This window comes from Microbacterium sp. Z12_35, assembly GCF_058310475.1.
In genome coordinates, this window is record NZ_JBZEGJ010000001.1 from 1,698,412 (window position 1) to 1,716,436 (window position 18,025).

General features: G+C 70.5%; 18 protein-coding genes. 3 read left to right on the forward strand and 15 right to left on the reverse strand.

Translation table 11 applies throughout. From position 1 onward, the window contains the following. Window positions 1–134: 134 nt before the first annotated feature. The 10 genes from AC4FS1_RS08315 to AC4FS1_RS08360 all read right to left on the reverse strand — a co-directional run bounded on the left by AC4FS1_RS08315 (window position 135) and on the right by AC4FS1_RS08360 (window position 11,802). Window positions 135–989, reverse strand: a complete 855-nt coding sequence (locus AC4FS1_RS08315) for an HpcH/HpaI aldolase/citrate lyase family protein (protein WP_491154090.1) — start codon at window positions 987–989, stop codon at window positions 135–137. After that, entirely contained in the window at window positions 986–2,173 is a 1,188-nt protein-coding gene (locus AC4FS1_RS08320) for a CaiB/BaiF CoA transferase family protein (protein WP_491154092.1), read from the reverse strand. The genes AC4FS1_RS08315 and AC4FS1_RS08320 overlap by 4 nt, the downstream gene beginning before the upstream one ends. Further along, window positions 2,170–4,110 carry an SUMF1/EgtB/PvdO family nonheme iron enzyme gene (locus AC4FS1_RS08325; protein WP_491154094.1) on the reverse strand — a complete coding sequence of 647 codons (1,941 nt, stop codon included), beginning with the start codon at window positions 4,108–4,110 and terminating at the stop codon, window positions 2,170–2,172. The genes AC4FS1_RS08320 and AC4FS1_RS08325 overlap by 4 nt, the downstream gene beginning before the upstream one ends. Then, a complete protein-coding gene (locus tag AC4FS1_RS08330; protein ID WP_491154095.1) occupies window positions 4,107–5,039 on the reverse strand; it encodes a ribokinase in 933 nt (310 codons plus the stop codon). Before AC4FS1_RS08330 ends, AC4FS1_RS08325 begins: the two co-directional genes overlap by 4 nt. Next, the gene (locus AC4FS1_RS08335; protein WP_491154097.1) at window positions 5,036–6,403 is read right to left on the reverse strand and encodes an ADP-ribosylglycohydrolase family protein; all 1,368 of its coding nucleotides are present in this window, start codon (window positions 6,401–6,403) and stop codon (window positions 5,036–5,038) included. Before AC4FS1_RS08335 ends, AC4FS1_RS08330 begins: the two co-directional genes overlap by 4 nt. Beyond that, window positions 6,400–7,569: an ADP-ribosylglycohydrolase family protein gene (locus AC4FS1_RS08340; RefSeq protein WP_491154098.1), complete on the reverse strand. Its 1,170-nt coding sequence runs from the start codon at window positions 7,567–7,569 to the stop codon at window positions 6,400–6,402. The genes AC4FS1_RS08335 and AC4FS1_RS08340 overlap by 4 nt, the downstream gene beginning before the upstream one ends. A gap of 69 nt (window positions 7,570–7,638) precedes the next feature. Continuing rightward, entirely contained in the window at window positions 7,639–8,931 is a 1,293-nt protein-coding gene (locus AC4FS1_RS08345; RefSeq protein WP_491154100.1) for an ABC transporter substrate-binding protein, read from the reverse strand. A 44-nt stretch (window positions 8,932–8,975) separates the two neighbouring features. Continuing rightward, window positions 8,976–9,815, reverse strand: coding sequence for a carbohydrate ABC transporter permease (locus AC4FS1_RS08350; RefSeq protein WP_491154101.1), 840 nt, complete (start codon window positions 9,813–9,815; stop codon window positions 8,976–8,978). Further along, window positions 9,812–10,756 carry a carbohydrate ABC transporter permease gene (locus AC4FS1_RS08355; protein ID WP_491154103.1) on the reverse strand — a complete coding sequence of 315 codons (945 nt, stop codon included), beginning with the start codon at window positions 10,754–10,756 and terminating at the stop codon, window positions 9,812–9,814. Before AC4FS1_RS08355 ends, AC4FS1_RS08350 begins: the two co-directional genes overlap by 4 nt. Then, window positions 10,753–11,802 carry a LacI family DNA-binding transcriptional regulator gene (locus tag AC4FS1_RS08360; RefSeq protein ID WP_491154104.1) on the reverse strand — a complete coding sequence of 350 codons (1,050 nt, stop codon included), beginning with the start codon at window positions 11,800–11,802 and terminating at the stop codon, window positions 10,753–10,755. The genes AC4FS1_RS08355 and AC4FS1_RS08360 overlap by 4 nt, the downstream gene beginning before the upstream one ends. Before the next feature lie 198 nt (window positions 11,803–12,000). Between AC4FS1_RS08360 and AC4FS1_RS08365 the strand changes: the two genes are divergently transcribed. The 3 genes from AC4FS1_RS08365 to AC4FS1_RS08375 all read left to right on the forward strand — a co-directional run bounded on the left by AC4FS1_RS08365 (window position 12,001) and on the right by AC4FS1_RS08375 (window position 14,900). Continuing rightward, window positions 12,001–12,786 (forward strand): alpha/beta fold hydrolase, encoded by a 786-nt coding sequence (locus AC4FS1_RS08365; protein ID WP_491154106.1) that lies wholly within the window; start codon window positions 12,001–12,003, stop codon window positions 12,784–12,786. Next, on the forward strand, window positions 12,783–13,463 hold the full coding sequence (locus AC4FS1_RS08370; protein WP_491154108.1) for an esterase/lipase family protein: 681 nt from the start codon (window positions 12,783–12,785) through the stop codon (window positions 13,461–13,463). Before AC4FS1_RS08365 ends, AC4FS1_RS08370 begins: the two co-directional genes overlap by 4 nt. 99 nt (window positions 13,464–13,562) lie before the next feature. After that, the gene (locus AC4FS1_RS08375) at window positions 13,563–14,900 is read left to right on the forward strand and encodes a winged helix-turn-helix domain-containing protein (protein ID WP_491154110.1); all 1,338 of its coding nucleotides are present in this window, start codon (window positions 13,563–13,565) and stop codon (window positions 14,898–14,900) included. A gap of 25 nt (window positions 14,901–14,925) precedes the next feature. Here AC4FS1_RS08375 and AC4FS1_RS08380 read toward each other — a convergent pair whose 3' ends face one another. The 5 genes from AC4FS1_RS08380 to AC4FS1_RS08400 form a co-directional block, all read right to left on the reverse strand. Continuing rightward, window positions 14,926–15,273 carry a hypothetical protein gene (locus AC4FS1_RS08380; RefSeq protein ID WP_491154111.1) on the reverse strand — a complete coding sequence of 116 codons (348 nt, stop codon included), beginning with the start codon at window positions 15,271–15,273 and terminating at the stop codon, window positions 14,926–14,928. A 155-nt stretch (window positions 15,274–15,428) separates the two neighbouring features. Further along, complete coding sequence (locus AC4FS1_RS08385; RefSeq protein ID WP_491154113.1) at window positions 15,429–15,995, reverse strand: hypothetical protein; 567 nt, start codon at window positions 15,993–15,995, stop codon at window positions 15,429–15,431. Window positions 15,996–16,011: 16 nt separating this feature from the next. Then, window positions 16,012–17,160, reverse strand: a complete 1,149-nt coding sequence (locus AC4FS1_RS08390) for a zinc-dependent alcohol dehydrogenase (protein WP_491154115.1) — start codon at window positions 17,158–17,160, stop codon at window positions 16,012–16,014. Window positions 17,161–17,187: 27 nt separating this feature from the next. Then, a complete protein-coding gene (locus tag AC4FS1_RS08395) occupies window positions 17,188–17,325 on the reverse strand; it encodes a hypothetical protein (protein ID WP_491154117.1) in 138 nt (45 codons plus the stop codon). 140 nt (window positions 17,326–17,465) lie between these two features. Continuing rightward, the gene (locus AC4FS1_RS08400; RefSeq protein WP_491154119.1) at window positions 17,466–17,936 is read right to left on the reverse strand and encodes a MarR family winged helix-turn-helix transcriptional regulator; all 471 of its coding nucleotides are present in this window, start codon (window positions 17,934–17,936) and stop codon (window positions 17,466–17,468) included. Between the last annotated feature and the right edge of the window lie 89 nt (window positions 17,937–18,025).

Here is an 18,025-nt window from a genome sequence, read left to right on the forward strand (position 1 = left end):
CGGCCCCGTTGTGGGGGATCCCCGCGGATCCCGCGGATCCCCGCGCCGAACGAACTCGACGTTGCTCGGTGGACCCGCCATGGCTGCGAGCAAGCGGCGCCCCAGGGGTGCCGTCACCCGATCCTGCGAAGGGCTCAGACGCGAGGGTGATCGGATGCGGCGAGCACGCGTTCGGCCGCTTTCACCATCGCCACATCGATGAACGTGCCGTCCTCGAGCACGAACGCGCCGGTGCCGTCGGCGGCGGCCGCCGCCACGCGGTCGACGATGCGCTGGGCGCGAGCGACCTCGTCGGCATCCGGCGTGAAGACCCGGCGGATGACCTCGATCTGACGGGGGTGGACGGCGGTGCGCCCGGCGTACCCGAGCGCGCGTCCGGCGCGACAGCTCTGCTCGAGGCCGTCGAGGTCGGCGACGTCTGCCCACACGGCCATGAGGGGCAGCGGCAGGCCCGCTGCCGCGGCGGCGTTGACGATGCGCCCCCGCGACCAGGCGAGGCCCGGTTCGCCGGCCGGCCCCGCGGGAACGCCGAGCTCGGCGCGCAGGTCGGCCTCTCCCGCCGCGATGGAAGACACCCCGGCTCCCGCGATGTCGAACGCCCGCTCGATGGATAGCGCGGATTCGAGCAGCGCGTGCACCTCACGGCCCGGCAGGGCGGAGCGGATCGCGGCGACGTCGTCGGCCGACTCGGTCTTCGGGAGCCGGATGCCGAAGGATGCGGGCAGGTCCGTGACGGCGGCGAGATCCTCCTCGTGGGCGGCAGCGCCTCGTGCGTTGATGCGCACCTGCACGGCGGGGGCGTGCTCCCCGCGTTCGGTCCAGGCGGCGGCGAAGTCGGCGAGCGCGGCTCGCGCCTGCGCCTTGCGCGAGAGCGTCACCGCGTCCTCGAGGTCGACGATGACCGCATCCGCCCCCGCCTCGAGGGCCTTGCCGAAGCGCTCCGGACGGTCGGCGGGCGCATAGAGGGCGACGAGGATGCGGCGGGTCATGCGATCGATCCTTCCGCACGCATGCGCGTGATGTCGTCCGCGGTGTAGCCGAGCGACTCCAGCACCTCGTCGGTGTCGGCGGCGTGCGCGCGTCCGGAGAATGCGATCGTCGCCTCATCGCGCGACAGGCGGAACAGCGGTCCCTGCATGGCCATGTCGCCGAGGTCGGGGTCGTGGATGCGGTGGATCGTCCCGAGTGCCTGGAACTGCGGGTCGGCGACGATGTCGGACGGGTCGTACACGGGCGCGACGGCGGCCTGCGCCTGTTCGAACGCGGACACCACCTCGTCGCGCGTGTGCTGCGCGATCCAGCCGCCGACCGCGTCGTCGAGCTCGTCGGCGTGCTCGGCCCGGCTCGCCCCGCTGGCGAACCACGGCTCGGCCGCGAGGTCGGGGCGGCCTACGAGGGCCATCACGCGCTCGGCGATCGACTGCGCACTGGTGGAGACGGCGACCCAGGAGCCGTCGGCCGTGCGGTAGGTGTTGCGGGGCGCGTTGTTGGTGGAGCGGTTGCCGGTGCGCGGCTGAACAGAGCCGAGCTGATCCCACCGCGTGATCTGCGGGCCGAGCATCGCGAGGATCGGCTCGATGATCGCCACGTCGACCACCTGCCCGCGGCCGTCGCGTCCACGGGCGTGCAGCGCGGTCATGATCGCGTAGGCGGTCGCGAGCGACGCGATGCCGTCAGCGAGTCCGAAGGGCGGGAGGGTCGGCGGTCCGTCGGGCTCGCCCGTGGCGGCGGCGAACCCGCTCATCGCCTCGGCGAGCGTGCCGAAGCCCGGCCGGCTGCGGTACGGCCCGATCTGCCCGAAGCCGGTCACGCGGGCCAGCACCAGACCGGGGTTCTCGGCCGACAGCTCCTCGTACCCGAGGCCCCACCGCTCGAGCGTCCCGGGGCGGAAGTTCTCGATGACGACGTCGGCGGTGCGGGCGAGGCGGAGGAACGCGTCACGCCCGTCGTCGGTGTGCAGGTCGATCGCGACGGTGCGTTTGTTGCGCCCGAGCGTCTTCCACCAGAGGTTCTGACCGTTCTTGCTCGGGCCGTGCCCGCGGGCCGGGTCGGGGCGGGTCGGATGCTCCACCTTGATGACCTCGGCACCCATGTCGCCGAGGTGCATGGCCGCCATGGGGCCGGCGAACAGAGTGGATGCGTCGATCACGCGGAGCCCGTCGAGGGGGGTCATGTGCGGTCCTCCCAGCAGACCCGCAATCCGATCGAGGGCGACGCGTCCTGTCCCAGCCCCGGCAGCAGCAGCTTGGCGGCGAACTCCGGCGTCTGCACGCCGCCGTCGAAGTACCAGTCGGATCCGTCGCTGCGGTGCGCGCTGCCGCCCTTGAGCATGACGAACCGGGTGCGACCGTCGGAGTGCTCCGACTCGGTCCAGTTCCACACCTCCGGTTCCCGGCGCCGGAAGGAGGGGTCGGACGCGGCGAGCTGCCACTCGTCCTCCATCGGAAGCCGACCGCCGACCCATGCCGCGTACTCGCGGGCGCGGGCGAAGGTCATGCCGGTTGCGGGGAGCTGAGGATCGCGCGCGTCGGTGTGTTCGCCGAGCGAGTCGAGGAAGCGGGCGTACTCCGCCTCGCTCACTTCGGCGGCGGCGACCCGGACGGGATGCGGCAGCTCGGCGACGCGCTCAAGCGTGCGCTGGTCGTGCAGGCGCGGGGGCAACGGCTTCCACTCGTCGACGTACGGCGCACCCTCGTACATGCCGGTCTCGCGGGCGCGGAACCGCACCGTCAGCACATGCGTGCCGGCGGCGACGGTCACGGTGGGGGCCGCCTCGGCCTCGCCCCCGACAGGTGCCGTCCACGCGGGCGCGGGCAGTCGTCGCGCCCGGCGGTGCGGGAAAGACGCGTCCGCCACGGGAGGCTCGGCGAGGAGCGCGGCGCTCACCTCGTCGACGAGCGCCGGGACCGCGGCATCCGCCGGAAGCCTCATGACGGCCCCGATGCCGCCGGCCGGCACCGTCACCGACGAGACCCCGTCGCCGGTTTCGTGCAGCGGGATGTACCGCCCGTCGCCGGGAAGCTCGTGCACGACGTCGGCGTCAGAGGTGTTGACCAGGCACAGCAGGGTCACACCGTCGAGCTCGAAGGCCGACCCGAAGACGGGCGCGTCGTGCACCGCGAGAGGCGTCCACTCCCCCTCGACGAGCCAGCGGTGCATGCCCCGTTGCACGGGCAGCATGCGGCGGAGCGTCGCCGCGTCGCGGTCGTTCCACCCGACCCACGCGCCGAAGACGACCTCCCACACCATGATGCCGACGCCGTTCAGCCACGCCGAGCGCAGCTCCTCGGCGTGGTCGCGGTGCCAGCGGCGGATGTGGTGCTGCATGTGGCGGCGCTCGAACCAGCGGGCCCGGAGGACGCCCGGCACCTCGGAATCGGCGAACCACTGCGCCCACGACAGCGTGTGGTCGGCGATCCGCTCGGTGGCGAGCTTCGATTCCCCCTCGAGCCCGATGCCCGGGCGCGCGACGTCGAGCGCGGCGACGAGGTCGGGGTCGGCTTTCCTCAGCGTGTCGAGGAAGACGCCGTCCGCGCCGAGCCGCCGGACGGTCGCGGCGAGCTCGGTGGCGTCGTCGCCGTCCCGGCGCGTGCCGACGTCCCACGGGTTGTAGTCCACGAACACCGCGACTCCCGCGCCGTGCAGCGCGTCGGCGGCTTCGGCCAGCCCCGGGACGGCGTAGAAGTCCCACTGGTTGCGGTCGTCGATGCCGATGACGGGATAGGCGTGCCACAGCACGATGCCGTCCAGGCCACCGAACCGGCGCTGCGCGTCGTCGAGGAAGCGTTCGGGTGTGAACCGCTGCGCCTCGAAGTCGAAGAAGAGCTCGTCCCACAGCCACACCTGCGCCACCGTGAAGCAGCGGCTCGCCCATGCGGATGCGGGGTCGTCGTACCGGGTCGGCGCGCCGTGGCGGGCACGGGCGCCCTCGCGCCACGCGGTCAGCTGCGCGCGCCACGCGTCGAGGTCGGCGGGATCGGTCGGGGCGATGAAGATCTTCGCGTCGTCGAGGTGGGTCGCCGCATCGCCCGCGGTGACGTCGACGTCGAGCGGAACCGGCGTCGGCCGGTCGATCTCGCGGGGGACGAGGGGGTCGAATCCACCGCTCACGTCAGGTTCTCCTTCAGGAAGGCGGCGACCTCGCCGGTGGTCGGCACCGCGTCCTGCGCACCGGGGCGCGTGACGGCGAGGGCGGATGCGGCGGCCCCGGCCCGCGCGGCGTCGACGAGTAGAGCGACGTCGACGGTGTCGGGGCGCCGTCCGGACGCGGCGAGGGCCGCGGCCAAGACTCCGCAGAAGGTGTCGCCGGCGCCGGTGGTGTCCACGGCCGTCACCACGTGCGCGGGAACCTCCGCCTGCTCGTCGCCGCAGACGACGAGGCACCCGCGGCGGCCGAGGGTGATCACGAGCGCGCGCACGGCCGGTGCGAGTGCGGCGATGGCCGCGTCCAGTTCGTGGGTTCCTGCCACCTCGAGGGCTTCGTGCTCGTTCACCACGAGCACGTCGGTCGCGGCCAGCAGTGCGTCGCGCGCCGACGCGAAGGGCGCCGAAGGAGCCGCGTTCAGGACGTGCCACGCACCGGCGGCACGGGACGCCGCCGCATCCTGGACGAGCGGCACCGGGATCTCCAGCTGGGTCAGGAGGACCGTGGCCCCCGCGACGACCTCGCGCTGCACGTCGGTCAGCGTCTCTCGGGCCGCGTTGGCACCGGCGGCGACGACGATGGCGTTCTCGCCGGAGGCGTCGACGGAGATGAGCGCGGTGCCGGTCACGTCCTCGACCCGGACCAGGCCGGAGACGTCGATGCCGTCGGCCACGAGCGCAGCCCGCAGCGTCTCCCCCTCGGCGTCGGTGCCCACCGCTCCGACGAACGCGACCGCGGCGCCACCGGCGCGACGGGCGCCGACGGCCTGGTTGGCCCCCTTGCCACCGCCGGTGCGCACGAGCGACGAGGCCAGCAGCGTCTCGCCCGGCGCCGGGATGCGGGCGACGCGGGCGACGACGTCCTGGTTGATGCTGCCGACGACGACGACGCTCACGACGACACCTCCCACAGCCCGCGCGTGCGCTCGGCGAGCTCACGAATGGAGCGGTGTGCACCGCCGGGCAGGGAGGTGGCGATCCGGTCCTGCAGGGGCGACGTCCACGCGGCGCCGATGCCGTTCGCGCCGACCAGGCCGCCGACGACCGAGCCGACGGTCGCGCCGCCCGAGTCGGTGTCCCAGCCCCCGGAAACGGCGAGCGCGACGGCGGCGCCGAAGTCGCGGCCGTGGGCCTGCAGCGCGCACGCGATGAGGGCGGCGTTGTTGAGGGTGTGCACCCAGTGCATGCCGGCGTATTCGGCGTGCAGGGCGTCGAGCGCATCCGCCGTGCTCAGACGGCCGTCGGCGAGCGCACGACCGGTCTCGCGCCCGAACCGCACGGCGTGCGCAAGGCGCGAGGCGGGCGGGACGACCGCGTCCGCGGCATCCAGGACGGCGTCGGGGGTGTCTGCGACGAGGGATGCCGCGCACAGGGCGGCGGCCCACATCTCGCCGTAGAGGCCGTTTCGCGTGTGACTCAGCCGTGCGTCGATCCACGCCGAGCGGGCAGCGCCCCGCACGTCGCCGGGGTGGGCCCACCCGTGCACGTCGGCGCGGATGACCGCGCCGATCCACTCCCGGAAGGGGTTGTGGTGGGTCGCGGTCTCGGGCACGGGGCGCGCGTCGAGGATGTTGCGGTACGCGGCGCGCTCGGCCGTGAAGACCCGGCCCGCGGGCAGGGCGGCGAGCCACGCCTCGGCGACGTGGTCGGTCTGCAGGCCCGCGCCGTGCTGCTCGAGCAGTTCGAGGGCCAGGATCGGGAAGTTCAGGTCGTCGTCCTCCGGCATCCCGGCGATGTTCTCGACGAGGGAGGTCGGCGCGGAGCGCCGGTTCCAGGGCCACCGCTCGGCGACCTCGGCGGGCAGACCCCGGGCGGTGAAGTAGCCGTGGATCGGCCAGTTACCGGTCGCGCGGGCGATCTCCTCGATCCCCTCGCGCGGGATCTTCTCGACGGGTTTGCCGAGCAGGCACCCCGCCGCCCGCCCGAGCCACGCCCCGTGGACGCGCTCGAACGTGGCTCCGCCGGCGGCCGCGCCCGGCGCGGGCGGCAGGAGCGCTTCGATCGCGTCCCACCCGTCGGGTTCATCCGCGCTCGGGCGCTGCAGCCCCTCCAGTTCGTCGAGGATGTTCCGCGCCAGTTCGCGCTGCGCCGCGGGCGCCGGCGTTGCGCTTGCGCCCGACGGGGCTAGCCGGGTGGCGCCACCGGCCGCGGCCCACCGGCGTTCGATCGGCAGGAGCTCGTCCTCGCTCACACCCTGTTCCCGCAACGCCGCGAACTCGGCGGGAACGAGGTCTTCCGGCTGTGCCCACGTCAGCCTCACGCCACGGCCTCCGGCGCCAGCAGGGTCGACAGCGCCGCGGAGCGCGCGGCCGCGCGCTCCGCGTCGGCGCGCGCGACGTCACGGACCACGTCGACCATCGCCGTGACGACGCCGTCGAGGTCGAGGCGGCTCGCGGTGGTGACCCCGCTCACCCACTCGCTCGGGACGGCGGCGCTGCCGCGCAGGCCACCGCAGATGGCGCCGGCCATCGTCGCGATCGAGTCGGCGTCGCGGCCGTAGTTGACCGCATCCAGCACCGCGGCGCGGAAGTCGCCGTCGTGCGCCACCACGAAGCCGAGGGCGACGGGAAGCTCCTCGATCGCCTTCGTACGTGACGGAAGCCGAGCGTCCATCGCCGGCGACCGGTACTGCTCCCCCACCGTGTCGAAGGGTGCGACCGCCCGCCGGATGATGCGGCCGAGCTCGCGCGGGTCGTCCGACCCGCCGGCTGCGAGGAAAGCGTCGACGGCGTCGAAGACGGCGCGGATGGCGGCGGCAGTGCCGTCGTGGGCGACATCGAGCACCGCGCGGCGCACGTCGGCGACGGTGGCGCCGGGGGCGGCGGACGCGGCGACCGCGGCGGCGAACACGCCTGCCGCCTCGCGACCGTACGACCACTGGTGCGCGCCGGTGATGTCGATCGCCTCGGCGTAAGCGCCACGCGGGTCGCCGATGTGGACGAGCCCGACGGGTGCCATGTACATCGTGGCGCCGCAGTTCACGACGTTGCCGACGCCCGCTTCGCGCGGGTCGGCGTGGCCGTAGTGCAGCTTCATGACGAGCCACTTCTCGGCCAGGAAGACGCGCTGGAGGATGAGCGCCTCGTCCTCCAGCTCGGGGATCCAGCGGCGTTCGCCGATCATGAGGGGGACGAGGTCGCTCGCGACGTCGTAGGCGTCGAGGTGGCGCCGCTGCTTCGCGTACACCTCGATGAGCGCGTGCGTCATGAGGGTGTCATCCGTCACGTGCCCATCGCCCTTGTGGTACGGCGCGATGGGCCTCGCCGTGCGCCAGTCGGGCAGGAACGGACCGACGATCCCCTCGACACGTCCGCCGTGCCGCTCCTCGATCTGTTCGGGCGTCCAGCCCTCGGTCGCCCCGCCGAGCGCATCGCCCACGGCGGCACCCGCCAGCACCGCCGACACCCGATCGTGCAACACGTCCATGCATTCCCTCATTTCGTTCAAGCGTCGGTGTCACGGGGGTGGATCGATCGATCCACCCCCGTGAGGTCATCAACCGGCGACGTCAGCCCAGCCGTCGGTGAGCTGCTGTGCGAGCTCCTCGCTGCTGATCTGGTCGGCCAGGTACTGCTGGAAGGCGGGCGTCGCGATCGTGTCCTTCCATTCGGCGTACTTCGACACCTTCAGAAACGGCGGACCGACCAGACCCTCACCGGAGGCGAGCACCTGCTTCCACGCCTGGTCGTCACCGGCGAGCGTCTCGACCTCGGCGCGCGCCGCACCCGACGACGGGATCAGCGCGTCGGCGAAGGCGATCTTCCCCAGGTTCTCACCGCTCATGAAGTAGTTGAGGAAGTCTGCCGACTCCTCCACGTACTCCGAGTCGACGTTCACCGAATACGTCTGCGGGGGTCCGGCCTGGAGCGCACCGGCCGAGCCCTCGAGCGGCGGCAGGGCGACCCAGTTGAAGCCCTCGGGGGCGTCGTTGGCGATGTTCGTCGCCTGGAAGGAACCCTGCACAGTCATGGCGACCTTGCCGCCGTAGAAAGACGGCAGCACGTCCGAGCCGGACTGGGTCAGCGAGGTCGGCTCTATCGACTTGTCGGTGTATGCCATCTCATGGATGCGTTCGGCCACCGCGAGCTCATCGTCGCCCACCTCGATCGTGGCCTCGTCGCCTTCGCCCTGGAAGTACCCGCCGTCGAAACCGAGCGACAGGCTCATGATCGTGGCGGTCGGGGAACCGAGGCCCCAGCCGAGACCGTACTGGTCACCGGTGGTGGTCGCCTGGGCGATCTCCTGCAGCTCATCCCACGTCATCGTGTCGCCGGTCGGGACCTCCACGCCCGCCGCCGTGAGCAGGTCGGTGTTCGCGAACGCCATGTACGACTGCAGCGTCGAGGGGTACGCGACGATCTGGTCGTCGTGGGTCACGGAATCCCAGATGCTCTCGGAGACATCGGACTTCAACTCCGGGTCGATGAGGTCGCTGAGGTCCGCCAGGTACCCGTCCGCCGCGAACGAGACGATCGAGCTCGCGTCGAAGTGGATGATGTCGGGGGCCGTGCCGCCGGTGAACTGGGTGATGAGCTTGTCGTAGATGCCGTCCCACCCGGCCTGGACGATCTTGACCTGAACGTCGTCGTTCTCGGCGTTCCAGGCGTCGACGATCTCCTTGATCGCCGCCTGGGTCGCCGGCTGGTCCGACAGCGACTGGAACTGCAGCGTGACGGCGTCGCCGTCTCCCCCGCCGTCGTTGTTGGCGCTGCCCTGCTGGCAGCCCGCCAGCGCGATGGCTGCGACGCCCGCGAATGCGACGGCGCCGATGCCCCGGATTCTTCTCATGATGATCGCCTTTCTCTTTCTCTTGGTTCTTCGTCTCGGGAGGGTCAGCCCTTGACGGCACCGGCGAGCATGCCGCCGGTGAGTTTCTTCTGCAGGATCCCGAAGATGATGAGCGACGGGATCGTCGCGAGGATCGCGCCGGCCGCCAGGGGTCCCAGTTGCGTCTGCCCCTCGGCGCCGAGGAACGAGCGCAGCGCGATCGGCAGGGTGTACAGCTCCGGGCTCTGGATGAGGACGAGCGCGAGGAAGAACTCGTTCCAGGCCGAGACGAACGTGAACATCGCGGTGGCAACGAGGCCCGGGGCAAGCAGCGGCAGGATGACGGTGCGGAGGATCGTGAAACGCCCCGCGCCATCCATCTCGGCGGCTTCCTCGAGGTCGGGCGGGATCGCGGCGACATAGCCCTGCAGCATCCACAGCGTGAACGGCATCGTGAAGGTGACGTAGACGAGGATGAGGCCGAACAGGGTGTCGTTCAGCTGCAGGCTCCGGAGCACCAGGAAGAGCGGAATGATGATGAGGATCGTCGGGAACACCTGGCTGACGAGGATCCACACCGTGCCGGCGGCGCGCAGCTTTCCCTTCAGCCGCGCGAGGGCATATGCCATCGGCATCGAGAGCAGCACCGAGATGATCATCGTCACGACCGCGACGATGATGGAGTTGCCCGCGGCGGTGAGGAGGTTCTGCCGCTCCAGCGCCGAGGCGTAGTTGCTGAAGTCCCACTGCTGCGGGATGAGGTTCACCGCGAGGGAGTTGAGCTCCTGCGTCGACTTGAACGATGCCGACAGCAGCCACAGCAGCGGGAAGCCGAGGAAGATCAGGTACCCCGCCAGCGCGAGGTACATCAGCACGGTGGCGTAGAGGGGGCGTTTCGTGGTCATTTGCTGACCGCCTTGTTCTGCCGGAACTGATTGATCAGATAGAGCGAGAGGATCACCAGGATCGCCACGACCAAGACGTTGCCCATCGCGGAGGCGTACCCGATCTCGCGGTTGCGGAACGCCTCGAGGTAAGTGAACAGCGGCGGGATCATCGTGCGACCGCCCGGACCGCCCTCGGTGAGCACGTAGATGAGGCCGAACGAGTTGAACTGCCAGATGAAATCGAGCGCCGTGACCGCGATGATGACGGGCCGCAGGGCCGGCAGCGTGACGTGCCAGAAGCGGCGCACGGCACCGGCGCCGTCGACGGCGGCCGCCTCGTGCTGCTCAGGCGCGATGGACTGCATTCCGGCCAGGAGCAGCACGGTGGTCTGCGGGATGCCGGCCCACACGCCCACGACGATGACCGCCGGCAGCGCCGTCGAGAAGTCGCCGAGCCAGTTGATACCGGGGATGCCGAGCCAGCTGAGCACGCCGTTGAGGGGTCCGGAATTGGGGTTGTAGATCATGCGCCAGACGATCGCGATGACCACCGGCGGCATCGCCCACGGGATGAGCGCGAGCACCCGGGTGAGACCCTTCAGTCGCAGGTTGGTGTTGAGCAGCAGGGCAAGCCCCATTGCGCTGGCCAGGGTGAGGAGCGCCACGGACCCTGCCCACACGATGCCGATGCCGAAGGACTCCCAGAAGCGCCGGTTGCCCGCGAGGTCGATGAAGTTGCCCAGGCCGATGAAGTTGATCTCGGCGTTGCGCGCGAGCGTCGCATCCGTGAATCCGAGGGCGACACCGCTGACGAGCGGGATCACGGAGAAGATGATGATCGGCAGGAGTGCGGGCGCCACCAGGGCGATGGCCTCTTTGCGCTGGGCGCGGGCGCGCGGCCCGATCTGCCGGACGCGTGGCGGCGGCGAGGACTTCTTCGTCTTCTCAAGCGTGGTCATCCGTGGGCCTTCTCTTCATCGATGAGCTCAGGTCGGCGTAACGCGGAGGGTGCGGACGCCGACGACGAACCGCGGACGACCAGCGATGGGGGCACGGTGACCGTGTGCGCCGGCCGAGCCGGTTCGGCGATGCGCGCGAGCAGCATCTCGGCGGCCACGCGCCCGCGCTCTTTCGCGCCCAGATCAACGCTCGTGAGTCCCGGCCGCACGACCTCGGCGAGTTCGGTGTCGTCCACCCCGGTGACGGCGAGATCGGTGGGAACGGTCAGGCCGAGGTCTTCGGCGGCGCGGAGGACGCCGACGCCGATGAGGTCGTTCGCAGCGACCACCGCCGCGGGCCGGTCGTAGCGGTCCAGGAGCGGAACCGCCGCGTCGTACCCCGCCGCGATGGTGAAGTCGGATGCGTCGATGTGCTGGGTGCGCAGGTCGCGGTGGTTCGCCGCCGCCGCGATGAAACCCTCCCGGCGCATGCCACCGGGCGTCGTGTCGGCCGGGCCGTTGATGAACGCGATCGTGCGCCGTCCTTGCGCGACGAGGTGGTCGACGACAAGGCGCATCGCCGTGCGGGAGTCGGCCCGCACGGTGTCGAAACCGGCGGAGTCGGGGATGCGCCCGAGCACCACGAGCGGAATAGGAGCCGCCGCGAGCGCGGCGAGCAGTTCGTCGGTGACGCGGAGGGGCGAGAGGATCATGCCGTCGACGTAGCCGCGGCCGAGATCGCGGACGACGTCGACGGACGACGAGGCGGTGCCGGTCGACGACAGCAGGAGCCGATATCCGGAGGCCGAGACGACCTGCTCGATCGCGGCCATCATCTCGACGTACACCGGGTTGCCGATGTCGGCGACGGCGTACCCCAGCTGCAGGGTGCGTCCCCGCTTGAGCGACTGCGCGGTCGCGTCGGCGACATAGCCGAGCTCACGCGCGGCGCCCCGCACCTTCGACACCGTCTCGGCGCTGGCAATCAGCCCGTTCAAGGCCCGCGACGCGCTCGCGACGGAGACACCCGCGCGGGCGGCGACCTGCGTGATCGTGACGCGTGCCATGGCTCCCCTTCGAGCGGTGTAAACGATTCCAGCTCCCTCCTGTAAACGTTCTCACTGGTTCGTTGCGGTTGTCAAGAGCGCACCATTTTCCGCCGGCGGGTGAGAGCTAGCGGGAAGGACTGCTTCCGTCCAGGGCTGGGGTACCGCACGCCGCGCGGGTTAGCGTTGCGCCATGATCGACTTCTTCCCCGACGCCGCATGACGCCGCCCCCGAACCGCACTGTGCGCCGATTCGACCGTGGCCCGCTCGCGTTCCAGGTGTTCGCGACGACGGCGCAGCAGGACTCCGGTCGCACCCCGGTCGTGCTCGTGCACGGCATCGGCATGTCGCACCGCTACCTGTCGCGCCTGCAGGATGTCCTCAGCGAAGACCACACCGTGTTCTCGATCGACCTTCCGGGATTCGCGGGGCTCCCGAAGCCCGGTTTCGATGTGGACGTCGCCGCCATGGCTGAGGCCCTCGGCGAGGTGATCGAATCCCTCGACGTCGGCCCCGTCATCCTCGTCGGGCACTCGATGGGCGCCCAGTGGGTGGTGGAGCTCGCCGCGCAACGTCCGGACCTCGTCACTCACCTGGTCGCCGTCGGACCGGTCACCGACGACGAGCACCGCAGCGTCCTCGCACAAGCCATCGCACTGGGGAAGGACACCCTCGGCGAAACCCCGCGGATCAACGCCATCGTCTTCACCGACTACATCCGCTGCGGCATCCCGTGGTACCTCACCCAGGTGCGCCACATGATCGTCTACCCGATCGAAGATCGCGTCGCCGAGCTCAGGATGCCGCTGCTCCTGATCCGCGGCGAGAATGATCCCGTCGCGGGCGTGGAGTGGTGCCGGCGGCTCCGCGGCCGAGCCCCGTCGGCGGCGCTCGTGACGATTCCCGGTCGGTACCACGTCGCGCAGTTCTCGTCACCGCGCGCGGTGGCGGACGCCATCGTTTTCCACACCACGACCGCGGCGGCCGTCCACGCCCGTCCATGAGGAACGCGCTTCGGGTCGCGGCGTGGTGGCTGGCGGACTACGCCTACGCCACCACGTGGCAAGTCCGTGCGTTCGCGAACCGCACGCGGCCGGAGTCGTTCCGGTCCGGGCCGGGAGTGCCGGTGATCATCCTCCCGGGCGTGTACGAGACCTGGAAATTCCTGCAGCCCCTCGTCGAGCACCTGCACGCGCGCGGTCACCCGATCCACGTCATCGACCTGCTGCACCGCAATCTGCGTCCGGTCGTCGAGATGGCCGCTGTCGTCAGCCGCTACCTCGAGGCTCGGGACTTGGGAGATGTGATCCTGGTCGCTCACAGCAAGGGCGGCCTCATCGGCAAACAGGTGATGATCGGACCGGCTGCATCCAGGGTGCGGGGGATGGTCGCGGTCGCGACGCCGTTCGGCGGCTCGCGGTACGCCCGGATGATGCTCACGCCCTGGCTGCGGAGCTTCTCGCCGCGCGATAGCACCATCCTCGCCCTCGCCGAGCAGCAGGATGTGAACGCGCGGATCACATCCGTGTACGGCCTGTTCGACCCGCACATCCCCGAGGGGAGCACCCTGCCCGGCGCACGCAACGTGCTGCTGGACACGGGCGGCCACTTCCGGATCCTGGCCCACCCCCGCGTGCTCGCCGAGGTCGAGCGGATGTCCTCCGACGGCCCGTCGGCGTGAGCGTTCCGCGCTCTGCGCCTCCGACGCCCTAATGTAAGTCGCTGGGGAGATCAGAATCCGAATCTGCCGCCCCGCCCCTCACCGATGAGCATCCACGCCGTGCCCCGCCTCCCACCAGGGCTCGCCGCGCGCCCTCGTGTCACGGCCCGGCTCGACAGCGACGCGCCCGTCGTGGTTCTGCACGCACCGGCAGGCTACGGAAAGACCACCGCCCTGACCCAGTGGGCGACCAGCACCACCCGGTCGGGCCTGTGGTTCCGCGTCCGCGACGGGATGAGCGAACCGGCCGCCTTCGTCCATGACCTGTCGGCGGAGCTCGCCGAAGCCGGCGTCCTGGATGAGGCCGACCCGCACCGCACAGCTGCGGAGAGCCTCGCCCCGTTGGGCGACCCGTGGAGCCTGCTGCGCGGCCGTCTGCAGCGCATCCGCGGCGCGTTCACGCTCGTCCTCGATGAGGCCGAGCACCTCGACGACGCCACGATCGCCGGCATTCTGCGCACCGTCGAGGAGCACCCCGGCCTGTCCTTGCGTGTCGCGACCCGCGGCCCCCACCGATTGACCGAACACGGGCTCGACCTCGGCGTGGCTCTCGAGCGCGTCGGCCCCGACGAGCTGGCTCTGACGGAGACCGAAGCGGTCGAGGTGCTCGGCCGTGCCGGTTCTGCCGGCACCGTGACGCACGTGCTCGAGCACGGCGGGAGCCCCGCCCTCGCCCGCATCGTCGGACTCACCGGTCGCACGCCGCCGGAGGCGGCCGGGGATGCGGTGGAGACGGCGGTCGCGTCGCTGTTCCGGCTGCGCTCCTCGTCGCGGGACGAGCGCTTCCGCTCGTTCCTGGAGCGCATCGCGCTTTCCGAGGCCGTCGACGCGGAGCTGGCCCGGCAGCTGACCGGAGACCCCGCCCCCGGCGCACTGCTGGAGCGGGCGGAGGCGGAAGGGCTCGGGTACTGGAGATCTCCCCCGCCTGACGATCGCCAGGGCACGCTGTTCATTCCCTCCCCCGTTTTCCGCCGCATCCTCGGCGCATCCCTTCGTCGGCGATTGCCCGGTCGCGTGACACGGGAGTTGGACGCGCGGATAGCGCGATGGAACCTCAGCCGCGCACACGCGTTTCCCGCTCTTCAGTCGGCCGTGCGCTCTCGCGACTGGGATCTCGTCACCGACGTCGTCCGTGTGCACTGGGATGACCTGTTCCGCAACGCCGGCGAGGTGCGGGAACTGTTCCGGACGGTGTCGCCGCTGAGCCTCCGCGCGCAACCGTTGCCGTGCATGCTGCTGGCGATCCTCTGGGACGCGCGCGGCGCCGACCCGCTGCGCGCTGCGGCGTATCGGGGGCTCGCCGCGTACGGAGCCCGCGCTCCGCTCCGCTCTGCCCCGCCCGAGGACCGCGCGCTACTGGCCGCGATCCAATCGGCCGCACACCGGGTATCCGGCTGAAGCGGCAGGCCGCTCGGGGCGTGGGTCAGGCCGAAGCCTCTTGGGCTTCCCTGTCGTGCTGGACCGACTTCTCCTCCATGAACCGGCACAGAGCCGCGGCCCGCTGAAGCTCGCCGCTGAGGTCGTCGAGCTGCTCGGGGCTCATCACCAGATCGTTGGGACGCGCCTGCAGGGTGATCTCCCAGTGCTGTTCGCCCGGCGCGACAGGCTGCATGAACATCTCTGTCGTCGCATTGACGAGCCGCAGGATCACCAACCCGGTGTCCCGGCCGTCGCTGCCATCCTGAAGGGCCACATGCCCGCGGACCTCGTGCCCTTCGCTGCGGAACTCGTCCAGCCAGTCCTGCAGCACGGCCTGTGTGCGGTAGGGCATGAGATGCGCCTTTCTCGACGGCTCGCCCACCCCGTTAGGCAAGTCCGATCACCTATTTTCTCATGCGGCAGGGCTCTCCGCTGACACCTCAAAGTCGAAGCTTTCGCACCACGACCCCGACGGTTTCGAGCGCGCGATCGTGGACGGCCTGGGCGCTAGCTGCGCCGCCGGAGCAGACGGCGCCCGACACGCAGCACGGCCCATCCGCCGAGCAGCCACGGCCCGGCCACGATGAGAGGGTCCATCCACATGTGGCGGAGATCGACGCGCCCGCGACGCGACGAGATCGGCCGCAGGCGCGGCTCGGCCAGAATGCCGGTCTCGGTGATCGGGTTGTCCGGCCGCAGGGTGAACAAGGAACGCACGTGCGCCCCCGTCGCGTCGACGCGGTCACCCAGGATCAGCAGCAACCAGTGCGCGGCTCGGCCTTCGCTGAAGCGGGCATACGCGAAGCGACGGATGGCGCCGGACACCCCGTGCAACGGCTGCGCCGTCCCGTACGCCGCGGTGAGGTGCGCGTGCTCGATCGAGCGTTCCCGGCGCGGATCGTCGCGCTGGCGTTCGGGCTCGACCCAGTGGGCGCCGGTCGCGCCGAGGTCGAAGCGCTCCTTCGGAAACGACGGGCGGTCGGCCGGGTCGAGGTCGACTCCCCACCCGGGGATGCGCGCGCGCAGCTCCTCGGCGGTCGGCGGGGTCACGGGCTTGTCTGGGGTGTAAGGCATGGCTCCTCCGTTGCGATTACGCGGCCGAGGGGACGATGACCGGCTTGATGCAGTCATCGAGCTTGGACGAGAACATGTGGTACGCCTCCGCGATGTGCTCGAGCGGCACGCGATGGCTGATCATGTCGCCCGGCTTGATGTGGCCGGCCTGGATGTGTTCGAACAGCCGCGGCCACTGGCGCTTGACCGGTGCCTGGTTCATCCGGAGGGTCAGACCCTTGTTGAGCGCGTCGCCGAACTTCACCGCGCTGAACAGCGGCCCGTAGGCGCCCACCACGGAAACGTTGCCGCCCTTGCGCACCGCATCGATCGCCCAGTTCAGCGCGATGGGCGAGCCGCCCTGGAGCTTGAACTTGACGGAGGTGATGTGTTGCGTGAGGTTCCCATCGGCCTCGGCACCCACGGCGTCGATCACGACATCCGCGCCGAGGTAGCCGGTGAGCTTCTTCAGGAGCACGACCACGTCACGATGGTGCGTGAAGTTGTGGGTCTCGGCGAACGCGAATTCGCGGGCCTTCTCCAACCGGTAGTCGAGGTGGTCGATGACGATCACGCGGCCGGCACCCATGAGCCATGACGAGCGCGCCGCGGCGAGCCCGACGGGTCCTGCCCCGAAGACAACCACGGTGTCGCCCTCGGCGATGTCACCGAGTTGCGCGCCGAAGTACCCGGTCGTGAACGCGTCGGTGAGCATGAGCGCATCGTCGTCATCCATCCACTCCGGGATGATGGTCGGCCCGACGTCGGCGAACGGCACCCGCACCAACTCGGCCTGTCCGCCGTCGTACCCGCCGGTGGTGTGCGAGTAGCCGTAGATCCCGCCGACGGCCGTCGCGTTCGGGTTGACGTTGTGGCAGTTGGAGTAGAGCCCGCGCGCGCAGAAGAAACAGGTGCCGCAGAAGATGTTGAACGGCACCATGACGCGGTCACCGCGCTTCAGGTTCTGCACCGACGGCCCGACCTCCTCGACGCGTCCGATGAACTCGTGGCCGAACGTGTGGCCGATCCGGGTGTCGGGCATCAAGCCGTGGTACAGGTGCAGATCGGAGCCGCAGATCGCTGCCAGCTCCACCCGCACGATCGCATCGTTGGGATGCACGATCTTCGGATCGGGCTTCTCCTCGACGCGCATCTTGTACGGGCCCCGGTAGACCATCGCCTTCATGGGTTCTCCTCCGTGTGCGTCGTCGGCTCAGGCGTCTTTGTCGAGGGTGCCCTCGTCGGAGTCGTCGTGCGCGTCGAGCGTGCCCGACTCCTGCCCCTCCGTGACCTCGTCGTCGCCTACGTCGCCCTCGGCCTGGCTGGGCTTGTCGGGAAGGGAATCGCTCATCTCGAACTCCTCGTGTCGCGCGCCGGCGGATGCGGCGTCCTCGGCCTCCCACCTCACCCGGTCGGCGCCGATCCATGGAGGGGGTTGACCTGCGGCGTTCCGATGCACAACATGCGCGGTCGCGCGGATCCTCCGCCGCGTCAGCTCGACTGGTCGGTGGCGGCGTCGGTGAGTGTGTGCAGGAGGGCGGCGAAGCGCGCCAGATCGTCAGCATCCACCGACGCCAGCGCCTTCTCGAAAGCCACATCGAATCGAGTGAGCGCCGACCAGGGGTCGGCAGAGAGATCAACGGTCGCTTCCAGCCGCGTCACCCGACGGTCGTGGTCGTCGACGACGCGCCGTACGGCGCCGCGCTGCTCGAGCCGGTCGACCAGGGCGGTGACGCCGGCCGAGGTGATCCCGAGGAAGTCACGAAGGGAGGTGGGCCGCGATCCGGGCTCGGCGGCGATCAACAGCAGCGCACGGGCATCGAGCTCGTTGATCTCGAGGCTGCGGCGAGCCTCGAGAATCGATGCCTGACGGGAATCCAGGTAATGTCGCAGCGCCATCGAGAGCACGGAGCTGTGCGGAAGCGTGAAACTCGTCGGCTGGTCCCCCGCGCTTTCGGCCATTCCCGCAGGTTACCCAAGGACGCGTTACTACAGAAATTTATTTAACTATTCTAGATACCTGGTAGGCTCCCTTCTTGGGGACAAACGAA

Coding starts and splice junctions, on each gene's coding strand:
- AC4FS1_RS08315 (WP_491154090.1), bottom strand. CDS start 989: ATGACCCGCCGCATCCTCGTCGCCCTCTATGCGCCCGCCGACCGTCCG.
- AC4FS1_RS08320 (WP_491154092.1), bottom strand. CDS start 2,173: ATGACCCCCCTCGACGGGCTCCGCGTGATCGACGCATCCACTCTGTTC.
- AC4FS1_RS08340 (WP_491154098.1), bottom strand. CDS start 7,569: ATGGACGTGTTGCACGATCGGGTGTCGGCGGTGCTGGCGGGTGCCGCC.
- AC4FS1_RS08345 (WP_491154100.1), bottom strand. CDS start 8,931: ATGAGAAGAATCCGGGGCATCGGCGCCGTCGCATTCGCGGGCGTCGCA.
- AC4FS1_RS08350 (WP_491154101.1), bottom strand. CDS start 9,815: ATGACCACGAAACGCCCCCTCTACGCCACCGTGCTGATGTACCTCGCG.
- AC4FS1_RS08355 (WP_491154103.1), bottom strand. CDS start 10,756: ATGACCACGCTTGAGAAGACGAAGAAGTCCTCGCCGCCGCCACGCGTC.
- AC4FS1_RS08360 (WP_491154104.1), bottom strand. CDS start 11,802: ATGGCACGCGTCACGATCACGCAGGTCGCCGCCCGCGCGGGTGTCTCC.
- AC4FS1_RS08365 (WP_491154106.1), top strand. CDS start 12,001: ATGACGCCGCCCCCGAACCGCACTGTGCGCCGATTCGACCGTGGCCCG.
- AC4FS1_RS08370 (WP_491154108.1), top strand. CDS start 12,783: ATGAGGAACGCGCTTCGGGTCGCGGCGTGGTGGCTGGCGGACTACGCC.
- AC4FS1_RS08380 (WP_491154111.1), bottom strand. CDS start 15,273: ATGCCCTACCGCACACAGGCCGTGCTGCAGGACTGGCTGGACGAGTTC.
- AC4FS1_RS08385 (WP_491154113.1), bottom strand. CDS start 15,995: ATGCCTTACACCCCAGACAAGCCCGTGACCCCGCCGACCGCCGAGGAG.
- AC4FS1_RS08390 (WP_491154115.1), bottom strand. CDS start 17,160: ATGAAGGCGATGGTCTACCGGGGCCCGTACAAGATGCGCGTCGAGGAG.
- AC4FS1_RS08395 (WP_491154117.1), bottom strand. CDS start 17,325: ATGAGCGATTCCCTTCCCGACAAGCCCAGCCAGGCCGAGGGCGACGTA.
- AC4FS1_RS08400 (WP_491154119.1), bottom strand. CDS start 17,936: ATGGCCGAAAGCGCGGGGGACCAGCCGACGAGTTTCACGCTTCCGCAC.